Here is a 12,299-nt window from a genome sequence, read left to right on the forward strand (position 1 = left end):
TTTTGTGTTCTGTACAAAAAATAAGCGGGGTTCTCCACACATTCACGAAAAAAAGGACAGTTCTTTACACGGCTCTGGTTTTCTCGTATAATCTGAATTATATAGGTAAAATGACAAAAATAGGGGAGAAAAGGCCTATCGTTTTAGCAGTAAAGCGTACATCAGCCGGTCTGGTGTAGGCTCTGCCGCTAAAATATCGGCCGCTCCCGGAAAACGGAGGAAGCCAGATGTTCGATAACTACAGCGTGTTCAAGACCACCTTCGCCGGCAAGCCCCTGCAGATCGAGACCGGCAAAATGTGTGGCCTCTCCAACGGCTCCTGTATGGTCCGCTACGGCGAGACCTCGGTGCTCTGCAACGCCACCATGTCGGTCAAGCCCCGCGACGGGATTGACTTTTTTCCCCTGTCGGTCGATTTCGAGGAAAAGCTCTACTCGGTGGGCAAGATCCCCGGTTCCTTTTTAAAGCGTGAGGGCCGCCCCTCCGACAAGGCGATCCTGGCCTGCCGCATGGTCGACCGGCCGCTGCGCCCGCTGTTCCCCAAAGACATGCGCAACGACGTCTCGGTCGTCATGACCGTCATGTCGGTCGACCCCGACTGCTCACCCGAGATAGCCGGCATGCTGGGCGCCTCTGTGGCCCTGTCCATCTCCGATATCCCCTGGAACGGCCCCATTGCCGGCGCCATGGTGGGCCTGGTCGACGGGCAGATGATCCTAAACCCCAGCGAGCAGCAGCAAAACGCCTCCGACCTGCACCTCACAGTGGCCGGCACCAGAGAAAAAGTGGTCATGATCGAGGCCGGCGCCAACGAGATCGACGACGACACCATGCTCGACTGTATCAAAGCCGCCCACGCCGAGATCCGGCGCATGGTCGACTTTATTCTGGATATCCAGCAGAAGATCGGCAAGGAAAAGCTGCCGTTCGAGTCCCAGGCCCTGCCCGAAAAGATGTACGAGCAGGTGTGCGCGCTGGTCGAGGACGAGCTGCGGGTGGCGCTGGATACCGACGACAAGCGCATCCGCGACAAGGCGCTGGGCCCGGTGTACGAGCGGGTACACGCCCAGCTCGACGAGCAGTATCCCGAGCAGGGCAAGCTGCTGGACGACTGCATCTACAAGCTGCAAAAGACCATCGTGCGCCGCTGGCTGCTGGATGAAGGCAAGCGGGTCGACGGCCGCAGCATCGACGAGATCCGCCCGCTGGCCGCCGAGGTCGACCTGCTGCCCCGGGTCCACGGCAGCGGTATGTTCACCCGCGGCCAGACCCAGGTGCTCTCTGTCGTCACCCTGGGCCCCATCTCCGAGCAGCAAAAGCTCGACGGCATCGACAGTCAGGAATTTAAGCCCTACATGCACCAGTACAACTTCCCCAGCTACTCGGTGGGCGAGACCCGGCCCAGCCGCGGCCCCGGCCGCCGCGAGATCGGCCACGGCGCGCTGGCCGAAAAGGCGCTGGTGCCGGTGCTGCCCAGCCAGGACGAGTTCCCCTACGCCATCCGCGTCGTCAGCGAGGTGCTCTCCTCCAACGGCTCCACCTCACAGGGGGCCATCTGCGGCTCCACACTGGCGCTCATGGCCGCCGGCGTGCCCATCCGCACCCCGGTAGCGGGCATCTCCTGCGGTCTGGTGACCGAGGGGGACCGCCACCTGACCATGGTCGATATCCAGGGGCTGGAGGACTTTTTCGGCGATATGGACTTCAAAGTAGGCGGCACCCATAAAGGCATCACCGCCATCCAGGTCGATATCAAAAACGACGGCCTCACCTACGACATCATTGCCGAGGCCTTTGAAAAGACCCGCAGAGCCCGGCTCTACATCCTCGACGAGGTGATGGCTAAGGCTATCGCCGCCCCCAGAGAGCAGGTCTCTCAGTACGCCCCCAAAATGCTCACCATCAACATCCACCCCGACAAGATCCGCGAAGTCATCGGCTCCGGCGGCAAAGTCATTCAAAAGATCACCGCCGAGTGCGGCGTCAAGATCGATATCGAGGACGACGGCAGCGTGTACGTCTCCGGCGTAGACCTCGAGGGCTGCAACCGCGCCATCACCATCATCAAGACCATCGTCTCCGACCCCGAGGTGGGCGCGCTGTACAAAGGTGTGGTCACCCGCCTCATGAACTTCGGCGCCTTCGTCGAAATCGCCCCCGGCAAAGAGGGGCTGGTCCACATCTCCCAGCTCGACCGCCAGCGGGTCGAAAAGGTGGAGGACGTGGTGAACCCCGGCGACGTGGTGGTGGTCAAGGTCATCGAGATAGACCGCCAGGGCCGCATCAATCTCTCCCGCAAAGAGGCCCTCGACGAGATCGAGAAGGCAAAAAAGGCCAAAGAGTAGCCGCAGGAATAGCCACTGCCCCTAAAAAACATCGGTAGAAGAGCCCGGTAACAGCGCGCCGTCCAGCCGCCGTTGCCGGGCTCTTTTTTAGGCCGCTCTCCCCGGCTGGCCCGCGAAAGGCGGCCCCGTACCGCAGACCGGCTCCCCCGTGCACCACATAGTAAAAAGCAGCTTTGGCAGCACCGCCTTGTGCATGTCGTCTGCATCCGGTGCCAATAAAAGATCGGCAAAGGCGCAGACCTTACCGGTCCTGCCGCCGCTGCTCTCTGTCTGGGCCCGGGTCTGGTCGGCCCACAGTTGCTCCGCCGGTGCCGCCCAATAAAACCGCAGCGGCCGTATGCATGTCTTAGCCGCGGAGCCCTTTTTGCATACCCGTTGCGGCCCCCACTTTTTTACTTTCAGGCCCGGTCCAGTGCCGGTTTTCCACCGCGGCGGGCCAACTGGTGGAAAACACGAAAATGTGCGGTCAAAATTGGCGGCTGCACCAAAGTTGCGCCGTCGGCCACAGTCGGCGCCCAAACCGCCAGCGGGATATAGTATACTGTATGCAGAAACTCTTTGGGGGGCCGGTCCGGTCCCCCGGTATGACCGCCCCGCCAGCGCCGCCGCCCACTGGGCGCCCGGCATGGCCGGCCCGGTCGGTCCCACACGTTATCGGAGGAGGAATACTTGATCATGGATGCCAAAAACACCGTAAAACAGGCCATTGACCAGCGTCGTCAGGCCCTGTGCGACCTGCACCACACCATCTGGCAGAGCGCCGAGATGGGCTACGAGGAGATCCAGTCCGCCAAAGCGCTGTGCGCTTACATGGCCGCCGAGGGCTTTACCGTCGAGACCGGCGTGGCCGATATCCCCACCGCCTTTGTGGCCAGCTACGGCAGCGGTAAGCCGGTCATCGCCATTTTGGCCGAGTACGACGCGCTCTCCCAGCTCAGCCAGCAGGGCGGCTGCCCCACAAAAGACCCCATTCCCGGGCAGGAGAGCGGCCACGGCTGCGGCCACAGCGCCCTGGGCACCGGCTCTGCCGCCGCCGCGGTAGCGGTAAAAGAGTACCTGCAAAAAAGCGGTAAGCCCGGCACCGTGCGGCTCTATGGCTGCCCGGCCGAGGAAAACGGCTGGGGCAAAACTTTTATGGCCCGGGCCGGACTGTTTGACGACGTCGACGCCGCCTTTACCTGGCACCCGTTCGATGTCAACGGCGCCTGGGGCACCAGCTCGCTGGCCAACGTCAGCGTCAAATTCAAGTTTACCGGCCGCACCGCCCACGCCGCTGCCGCCCCGCACGATGGCCGCAGCGCGCTGGATAGCTGCGAGATCATGAACGTGGGCGTCAACTACCTGCGCGAGCACATCATCCCCGAGGCCCGCCTCCATTACGCCTACCTCGATGTGGGCGGCTCATCGCCCAATGTGGTGCAGGATCACGCCTGTGTGCACTACTTTGTGCGCGCCCCCAAAAATGCCCAGGTGGCCGAGATCCTCGAGCGGGTCAAAGATGTGGCCCGCGGCGCCGCGCTCATCTGCGGCACCCAGGTAAACATCGAGATCCAGGCCGGCATGAGCGATTACATCCCCAACCCCACCATGACCAGAGTGATCGATACCGCCCTGCGCGAGATGGGCGCCCCCGAGTTTACCGCCGAAGACCAGGCGCTGGCCGCCCAGTACTTCCAGTCCCAGCCGGCCGAGATGCGCCAGAAGATCGAGGCCGGTCTGGCCAAGCGCTTCGGCGCCGACAAGGTGGCCGAGGTGGTGGCCGCCCCGCTGGACACCACCATCCTGCCGCTCAACATAACCGGTATCCCCATGGCCGGCTCCACCGATGTGGGCGATGTCAGCTACGTCACCCCCACCGCCCAGGTCATGCTGGCCGGTTTCTGCCTGGGCACCACCCCCCACACCTGGCAGGTCACCGGCCAGACCGGCAGCTCCATCGGCGAAAAAGGGCTGCTCAAAGCCGGCGAGGTGATGGCTCTGGCCGCCGCCAAAGTCATCGATGATCCCTCGCTGGCCGAGCAGGCCCGGCAGGAGCTGGTGGCCGAGACCGGCGGCGTGTACAACTGCCCCGTCCCCGCCGAGGTACTGCCTCCCGTGCCCGCCGGTGTGGCCCAGCGCGCCAAAGAGGCCGGCCTGTAAACGGCTGTCTACATTGACGGAGATATAAAAAACAGTGCTCGTCCCAGACCTTTAAAAACAGATACAGAGCGCCCCGGCACACATGTGCCGGGGCGCTCTGCTCTGTCCGCTCCCCCGCGCCGCCGCCAGCTAATAAATCGACATCCCCAACTTGCCCCAACTTTCTCCACTTGCCCCAACCATACCTACCCACACCTACCCAGACCTGTCCCGTCTGCCGCCGGCCCCAGCAGATCTGAACCGTTCATTTAGGCCCTAAAAGGGCCGTTTTTACAATTTGTTTACAATTGGCCCGGCCCATCCGGTCAGAGCCACTGCACCAAAATAGGCGTTTTCTACCTCAAAATAGCCGTCTGACCCCTGTTTTTACCCCGCAAACAGAGCTAAAATAGCTTTTTTCAGGCAGCAAATGGGCAATATCTGGTCACTGCGCGGAGGATTGTATGAAGTCGGTAGTACAACAATGCGCGGTAGGGGGCCTTTAAGAGGTCTGTCCGGCAGAGGTGTACCCGGTGTCCACTGCCGCCCGCGCCCACGAACACCGCGGCTGCCGGCACGCACCGAGGGCAGCCGGCCAGAGCTCCATAACAGCGGGCCGCAGCTGGTGGTACGGGGTTGCGGTTGACCGATAAATGCGCGGCCAAATCGCACGCCGCGGCGCCGCGTCAGCCGCAGGGCGGCCGCCGGTCCGGTCCGCCCGCCGCCACGGCTCCAAAGCAGCCCTGGCGCAGCCCGCTTTTACCGGTCTGCCTCTTTGCTTTTTACAGGCCTATATGCTACAATATGGGTATTCTTACGCCCCTGTTTTGGCTGCCGCCCGCACGTCGGTAGACCGGCGGCCGGGGCAGCGGTATTTTAGCTGCAAAAGAGGGATGTCAGCGTGCAGACAGAGCACAGAGAAAAACGGCGTATCGTTATCAAGGTGGGCACCTCCACCCTGACTTACGAGACCGGCCATCTAAACCTGCGGCGGATCGAGAGTCTCATCCGCGTGCTGTCCGATATCAAAAATTCCGGCCAGGAGATCATTTTGGTCTCCTCTGGCGCCATCGGCGTGGGGGTCAGCAAACTGGGGCTGCCCTGCAAGCCGTCCGATACCCCTACCAAACAGGCGGCGGCCGCGGTGGGTCAGTGCGAGCTGATGTACATGTACGACAAGCAGTTCTCCCAGTACCACCACAATGTGTCCCAGGTGCTGCTCACCCGCGACGCCATCGAGGACGACGCCCGCTGCCAAAACGCCCGCAACACGCTCGAGCGGCTGCTGCAGCTGTCGGTCATCCCCATCATCAACGAAAACGACACGGTGGCTGTCGAGGAGATCGAGTTCGGCGACAACGATACGCTGTCGGCCATCGTGGCCGAGCTGGTGAGCGCCGATACGCTCATTATCATGAGCGATATCGACGGTTTTTACGACAGGGATCCCCGCCTGTACCCCGATGCCAAGATCATCTCCCGCATCGACGTTATCGACGATGCGGTGCGCCGTGCCGCCGGCGGCGCCGGTTCCCGCCGGGGCACCGGCGGTATGGTCACCAAAATAAATGCGGCCGAGATCGCTACCAGATGCGGCTGCGACATGCTCATCATCAACGGTGACGATCCCAAGCGACTCTACGACGTGGTAGACGGCAAAGTGGTGGGCACGCTGTTTAAAGGAGTGGATGTACATGACTGATCTCACCCGTATCGGCACGGCGGCCAAGACCGCTCACCGCTGCCTGGCAGCGCTTGACGGCGGGCAAAAAAATGCGCTGCTCACCGCTGTGGCCGGCGCAGTGCGGCAGGGCTGTGAGCAGATCGTCGCCGCCAACCGGCAGGATATGCAGAGAGCGGCGGCGGGCGGCATGAGCGAGTCGATGCTCGACCGGCTAAAGCTCGACGAGAGCCGCGTGGCGGCCATGGCCGACGCAGTGCTGCAGGTGGCGGGGCTCGATGACCCCATCGGCCGCGTCGAGGACGGCCGCACCCTGGAGAACGGTCTCAAAATGACCAGAGTGCGGGTGCCTATGGGGGTCATCGGCATCATCTACGAAGCCCGCCCCAACGTCACGCTGGATGCGGCGGCACTGTGCTTAAAAACATCCAACTGCGTAATTTTAAAGGGCGGTAAAGAGGCGCTGGATTCCAATCGGGCCATCGTGGCCTGTGTGCGCGGCGCCATCGAGCAGATGGGGCTCGATCCCAATATGGTCACGCTCATCGAGGACACCTCTCGCGAGGTGACTACCCAGTTCATGAAATTAAACGGCTACCTCGATCTGCTCATCCCCCGCGGCGGGGCGGGGCTGATCAGGGCTGTGGTGCAAAACGCCACCGTTCCGGTCATCGAGACCGGCACCGGCAACTGCCACATCTACGTCGAAAAGAGCGCCGATATCGATATGGCGGTGCGCATCGCCCAAAATGCCAAGGTGTCGCGCCCCTCGGTCTGCAACGCGGCCGAGAGCTTTTTGGTAGACCGCCAGGTGGCGGCCGAGTTTCTGCCCCGGGTGGCGGCCGCCATGGAGGACCCCTATGTGCAGATCGTGGGCTGCAAAGAGACCTGTGCCATTTTGGGCAAGCGGGCAGAGCCCGCCACCGAGCAGGATTACGACACCGAGTTTTTAGATTACAAAGTCTCGGTAAAGGTGGTCTCGGGCATCGAGGAGGCCATGGAGCACATCGCCCGCTACTCCACCGGCCACAGCGAGTGTATCGTCACCCGCGATCTAAAGGCGGCCGAGATCTTTACCGCCGGGGTAGACGCGGCGGCGGTGTACGTCAATGCCTCCACCCGCTTTACCGACGGCGGCGTGTTCGGCATGGGCGCCGAGATCGGCATCTCCACCCAAAAGCTGCACGCACGGGGCCCCATGGGCCTGTGGGAGATGACCTCCTACAAGTACATCGTCATGGGTAACGGCCAGATCCGCTAGGGGCGGCCCACACAGATAGGAGTTGACTTTTTTGCCAGGATATAAAGTAAAACCCAGCCCGCAGCAGGTCAAGCGGCGGCGGGTGCGCGCGGTGGGCTACACCTTTTTGACTCTCGCCCTGCTGGGGGCCATCTTTTTGGTCACACTGGGGGTAAAAGGCGTGTTGTGGCTGACTGACGACAGCGATGAGCGCCTGGAGTACCAAAAGTATCTCGAGCCGGTGGTCATGCTCGACCCGGTCCCGTTCGATGACGCCGGCAAGGCCAGCGAAGAATTTTTGCTGCAGTCCTCTATGTGGGCGGTGCTTAAAAACGAGGATACCAGCCGCTACGCCACCGATGATGCCGGCAACGTATTGCTGCCGGCGGCCGATCTCGACCTGTACGGCGCCAAGCTGTTCGGCACCCATGTGAAACTCAAACACCAGTCTTTTGGCAGTGATCTGCTCTTTGTCTACGACGAGGAAAAACAGGTCTACCGCCTGCCGGCTGCCGGCATGATGGGCTACTATACCCCGTATGTGGCCAAGATGAAAAAGAGCGGCGACGTCATCCGCCTCACGGTGGGGTACGTGCCCTCGGGCAGTACCTGGACCGGTGATGCCAAAGGCAATGTCTATGCGCCAGAGGTCGACAAGACCATGATCTATGTGCTGCAAAAAGACGGTAAGAGCTACTACATACACGCTATAAAAGAAGCCGAAGACGACGAGAAACTGGAAAACGACACCTCCTACCAGAAAAAGACCAAATCCGGAGCCGAGAGCAGTTCCTCTAAGTCCTCCTCCAGCGCCGCCTCTTCACAGCGGCAGGGCCAGACCGGTGAAGACACCGATAATACGGCCCCACAGGCCCAGTGACCGGGGAGCAGGGGGAGCAGAGATAAAAGCGAACAGGCAGTGCATAGCCCGCGGGGGCCATGCACTGCCTGTGTCTGTTTTGGCCACAAAAAATCCGTTGACATCTGGTAAGTCTGTGTTATGCTATAGCTATAAAAAAGTAGAGATGGCAGCGTGCGTATGCGGCAATATGCACATTTTTTGTGGGCGTTTTTGCCCATGCGACACAGAAAAAAGGGGGAAAATACATGGCCGAAATACAGGGCGGCAACACCCACGTGGCCGGGCGGCGCCCGTTTGTAGCCTGCTGCGGCACCACCGGTATCGACATCGCGATCCTCTCCCGGCAAGAGATCAAGCTGTGGGAGAAAAATAACGATATCCTCGTCAAGATGTCCTGCGGCGGCATGATGCGCAACATCGCCGAAAACCTGGCCCGTCTGGGAGTCAGTGCGGTGCTGTTTTCCAATGTGGGCGACGACCTTTACGGGCAAAAGATCCTGCAGGACAGCGCCGACGCCGGAATAGATATGTCGCGGGTACGCATCGAGGAGGGCTGTGCCTCCAATACCTTTATCAGCGTCGACCAGCCCGACGGCGAGATGTTGGTGGGACTGGGCGACGCGCTGTGCTCCGACCGGCTGGGCGCCGCCTATTTCGAGGAGAATATGCTGCTGCTCCAACAGGCGTCACTGCTGGTGCTCTGCCCGGCGCTGCCGGCCGAGTGCCTAGACTTCATCGCCCGCAAGCTGCCCCACATCCCCAAACTGCTGGATATGAATTCGGCCGGCCTGGTAGAGAACGTGCGCCGGCGCATGGCGATGGTCGATATCCTAAAGGTCAACAAGTACGAGGCGCAGGAGCTCACCGGTATCGCCCTGCGCCAACAGCCCGATCTGGATATGGCCGCCGAGGCGGTGTTCGCCATGGGGGTAAAACAGCTGTATATTACCTTGGGCGACCGGGGCGCCTATTACCGCGATACCCGCGGGACGCGCCTGTTCGCTGCTGCACGCCCCGATCTGCCGGTGATCAATACCACCGGTTCGGGCGACTCTTTCACCGCCGGTATCGCCTACGGCCACATGGTCGGTTACGCCCCGCCGCAGTCGCTGGAATTCGCGATGGCCTGCGCCGAGATCACCCTGCAGAGCGCCGACACCGTCAACGGCGAGATCACCCTGCAGCGGGTGCTGGCCGCGGTGGAGAGCCGCCGGGAGCAAGCTCTATGAGCGGGGGATATACCGTCTGTATCGGCGACAGCAGTGTAGATATCATCGGCCTCACCGATCAGCCGGTGCGGCTGGGAGATAAAAACCCCACCTTTCGCCTATCGGCCCATACCGGCGGCGCCGCCCGCAACATGGCCGAAAACCTGTGCCGCCTGGGGGGGCGGGCAAAGCTGCTCACCTGTGTGGGGGATGACCTGTACGCCCAGCAGATCCTGCGCGACAGTACTGCGGCCGGCATCGACTGCACAGCGGTGCGGCAGGTCCCGGATCACCCCTCCAGCAGCTGTATTTTGCTCAACGGCCCCAGCGGTGACACCTGTGTGGCGGTGGGCGACCTGCGCATTTGCCAGTACCTCACGGGCGACTACCTGGCCCAGCACCGGGCGCTGCTGGCCGAGGCCGAGGCGGTCATGATGTGTATGAGCCTGCAGCCCGATGCGCTGGACTACCTGTTTGACGAATTTCCCCAGGTGCCCAAGGTAGTCGATGTCTCGGCCACCGAGCACGCTGCGCTGGCCAGGCGCTATCTCGCGCGCATCGATACCCTCAAGGTAAACGAGTTCGAGGCGGCAGCCCTCGTCGGGCAGGATGACCCCAAACACTGCCCCGAACAGATGCTGGAGGCGCTGCTGCAGATGGGGCCGACCCGTGTGTTTTTGACTATGGGGCCAGATGGAGCTATGGCCGGTGATCAGAGCGGTGGACGAGTACGGCGCCCGGCGCTGCCGCTTAAGCCGGTCAATACCACTGGTGCCGGCGACTGTTTTACCGCCGCCACCCAGTACTGTCGCACACAGGGCTACGACCTGGCCCAGACCGTAGATTTTTGTCAGGCGGCGGCCGCCATCACCATGACCTGCGAGGCGTGTATCGCCCCCGACCTAACCGATCAAAAGGTGCTGCGGTGGGTGCAGCGCTATCAAAAAGGAGGGACCCACAGTGGCTGAAGTAGTGTGTATCGGCCTGGCCAGCATCGATATCATCGGTTTTGCCCGACATCCCATCGTCACCGGCGTTAAGAACACCGATTTTAAAGTGCGCTCCTCCAGCGGGGGCATTGTGCGCAACATCGCCGAGAATTTGGCCCGGCTATTGGGGCCGGGCCATGTAGAGCTGCTCTCCTGTGTGGGGGATGACCCCCAGGGGCAGATGCTGCTGCGCGACTGCCGCGCCGCCGGTCTGGGCTGTGAGCAGGTGCAGGTCACCCAGGCGCTGCCCACCTCGGTGTTCATGGGGATCACCAGCCCCGACGGCGAGATGTATTTTGGCGCCGCCGACGGCGAGATCACCAGCTACATCACTCCCGAATACCTGAACCGGCACCAGAAGCTGCTGCACCAGGCGCAGGTGCTGCTCATCTGCCCCACACTGCCGGCGGCCACGCTCGATTATATCCGCCAAAATTATGGCGATAAGCCCATCTTTTTAGATATCGGCGCCCCGGCATTGGCAGAGCCGACTGCCGCCTGTCTGGATATGCTGCACACACTAAAGGCCAACCAGCAGGAGGCACAGGCCCTGACCGGCGAGACCGATCTGGACCGCATTGCCGATCAGGTGTTGGCCAGAGGGGTGCAAAACCTCTGTGTCACTTTGGGCCCCGGCGGTTCTTACTGGGCTAGTCAAGACGGCCGCACCCGCTACAGCCCTCCGCCGCTTTCGCATGCAGTCAGCGCCACCGGGGCGGGGGACGCTTTTACGGCGGGGCTGCTCTACAGCTTTTTACAGGGCCTCAGCAGCCGCGCAACACTGGAATTCTCTACCGCTTGCGCCAATTTGGCATTACAGAGCGAGGAGACGGTAAATCCGGCCCTGTCGCTGGCTGCTGTGCAGGCGGTTTTGAAGCAGTAGCGAACAGCCCCCGTTTCCCTTTGGGAAAAGATCGATCTGCAGGAGACATATAGGCATGTATATGCCAGAAAAGGCAGGGACGACTGTCAATAGTCGCCCCTGCCTTTGAACCGCAGAGTTGTATATTGCTTGCTAATAATTACGAATAGTATATTTATGACAGGCCAAACAAGCGTTTGGCATTGTCTAAAGTGCAGGCCAGGATATCCTCTGCCGGCACGCTGTGGATATCTGCCAACACCTGGGCGGTATAGGGGATCATGGTAGAGTCGCACCGCTTGCCGCGGCAGGGTACAGGGGCCATATAGGGGCAATCGGTCTCGATGAGCAGCCGGTCCAGCGGCACGGCGGCTGCCGCCTGCACCGGCTTTTTGGCATTTTTAAAGGTCACTGCCCCCGTAAAACCCACATAATAGCCCATGTCCAGGTACTGGCGGGCGGTCTCGGCACTGCCCGAAAAGCAGTGCACCACCCCTCGGCAGCGGTGCCGCTGCACGATCTCCAACGTGTCGGCGGTGGCCTCCCGGCTGTGGATGATGACCGGCATATCCAGCTGTTCAGCCAGTGCCATCTGCTCGTCAAATATCTGTTTTTGGGCCTCTCTGTGCAGGTCGTCGTAATGGTAGTCCAGCCCGATCTCGCCGATGGCCACTGCCTTGGGGTTTTCGGTGGCACAGCGCCGCACTACATCCAGGTAATCGGTGCCCACCACCTCCGCCGCCGACAAGGGGTGCACGCCGGCACTGCAGTAAAAGAAAGGGTAGCGCTCGGTCAGTTGGCGGGAGGTGTAGCAGCTCTCGATATCGCAGGCTGCGTTTACCACGTAGGCTACCCCGCAGGCCGGCAGCGAGGCGATGAGCTGGTCGCGGTCGCCATCAAATCGACTGGAGTCGTAATGGGCGTGGGAGTCAAAGATCTGTGTCATAGCGATCATCCTTTTTTATGGCTGAAATAAAAGTGAAAAGCGTTTAAA

At 61.4% G+C, this 12,299-nt stretch carries 9 protein-coding genes; 8 read left to right on the plus strand and 1 reads right to left on the minus strand.

Features of this window, described 5'->3' with window-relative positions; translation table 11 throughout:
• Positions 1-227: 227 nt before the first annotated feature.
• The 8 genes from H8K20_RS10740 (at position 228) to H8K20_RS10775 (ending at position 11,326) form a co-directional block, all read left to right on the plus strand.
• Positions 228-2,345, plus strand: coding sequence for a polyribonucleotide nucleotidyltransferase (locus tag H8K20_RS10740; RefSeq protein WP_186488398.1), 2,118 nt, complete (start codon positions 228-230; stop codon positions 2,343-2,345).
• A 675-nt stretch (positions 2,346-3,020) separates the two neighbouring features.
• Positions 3,021-4,484 (plus strand): amidohydrolase, encoded by a 1,464-nt coding sequence (locus H8K20_RS10745; protein WP_186488399.1) that lies wholly within the window; start codon positions 3,021-3,023, stop codon positions 4,482-4,484.
• 880 nt (positions 4,485-5,364) lie between these two features.
• Positions 5,365-6,165: a glutamate 5-kinase gene (gene proB / locus H8K20_RS10750; protein ID WP_105205422.1), complete on the plus strand. Its 801-nt coding sequence runs from the start codon at positions 5,365-5,367 to the stop codon at positions 6,163-6,165.
• A complete protein-coding gene (locus tag H8K20_RS10755; protein WP_186488400.1) occupies positions 6,158-7,405 on the plus strand; it encodes a glutamate-5-semialdehyde dehydrogenase in 1,248 nt (415 codons plus the stop codon). The genes proB and H8K20_RS10755 overlap by 8 nt, the downstream gene beginning before the upstream one ends.
• A gap of 31 nt (positions 7,406-7,436) precedes the next feature.
• On the plus strand, positions 7,437-8,264 hold the full coding sequence (locus tag H8K20_RS10760; protein ID WP_186488401.1) for a hypothetical protein: 828 nt from the start codon (positions 7,437-7,439) through the stop codon (positions 8,262-8,264).
• Positions 8,265-8,491: 227 nt separating this feature from the next.
• Positions 8,492-9,475, plus strand: coding sequence for a carbohydrate kinase family protein (locus tag H8K20_RS10765; protein WP_186488402.1), 984 nt, complete (start codon positions 8,492-8,494; stop codon positions 9,473-9,475).
• Positions 9,472-10,422, plus strand: a complete 951-nt coding sequence (locus tag H8K20_RS10770) for a carbohydrate kinase family protein (protein ID WP_105205418.1) — start codon at positions 9,472-9,474, stop codon at positions 10,420-10,422. Before H8K20_RS10765 ends, H8K20_RS10770 begins: the two co-directional genes overlap by 4 nt.
• Complete coding sequence (locus H8K20_RS10775) at positions 10,415-11,326, plus strand: PfkB family carbohydrate kinase (protein WP_186488403.1); 912 nt, start codon at positions 10,415-10,417, stop codon at positions 11,324-11,326. Before H8K20_RS10770 ends, H8K20_RS10775 begins: the two co-directional genes overlap by 8 nt.
• Positions 11,327-11,480: 154 nt before the next feature.
• Here H8K20_RS10775 and H8K20_RS10780 read toward each other — a convergent pair whose 3' ends face one another.
• On the minus strand, positions 11,481-12,251 hold the full coding sequence (locus tag H8K20_RS10780) for a TatD family hydrolase (protein ID WP_105205416.1): 771 nt from the start codon (positions 12,249-12,251) through the stop codon (positions 11,481-11,483).
• Positions 12,252-12,299 lie beyond the last annotated feature (48 nt).

Source organism: Neobittarella massiliensis (ex Bilen et al. 2018) (assembly GCF_014269355.1).
GTDB classification, from domain to species: domain Bacteria; phylum Bacillota; class Clostridia; order Oscillospirales; family Ruminococcaceae; genus Neobittarella; species Neobittarella massiliensis.

Bases quoted from the DNA above. Each gene is read 5' to 3' on its own strand.
- H8K20_RS10740 (WP_186488398.1), top strand. From the start codon at position 228: ATGTTCGATAACTACAGCGTGTTCAAGACCACCTTCGCCGGCAAGCCC.
- H8K20_RS10745 (WP_186488399.1), top strand. From the start codon at position 3,021: ATGGATGCCAAAAACACCGTAAAACAGGCCATTGACCAGCGTCGTCAG.
- H8K20_RS10755 (WP_186488400.1), top strand. From the start codon at position 6,158: ATGACTGATCTCACCCGTATCGGCACGGCGGCCAAGACCGCTCACCGC.
- H8K20_RS10765 (WP_186488402.1), top strand. From the start codon at position 8,492: ATGGCCGAAATACAGGGCGGCAACACCCACGTGGCCGGGCGGCGCCCG.
- H8K20_RS10770 (WP_105205418.1), top strand. From the start codon at position 9,472: ATGAGCGGGGGATATACCGTCTGTATCGGCGACAGCAGTGTAGATATC.
- H8K20_RS10780 (WP_105205416.1), bottom strand. From the start codon at position 12,251: ATGACACAGATCTTTGACTCCCACGCCCATTACGACTCCAGTCGATTT.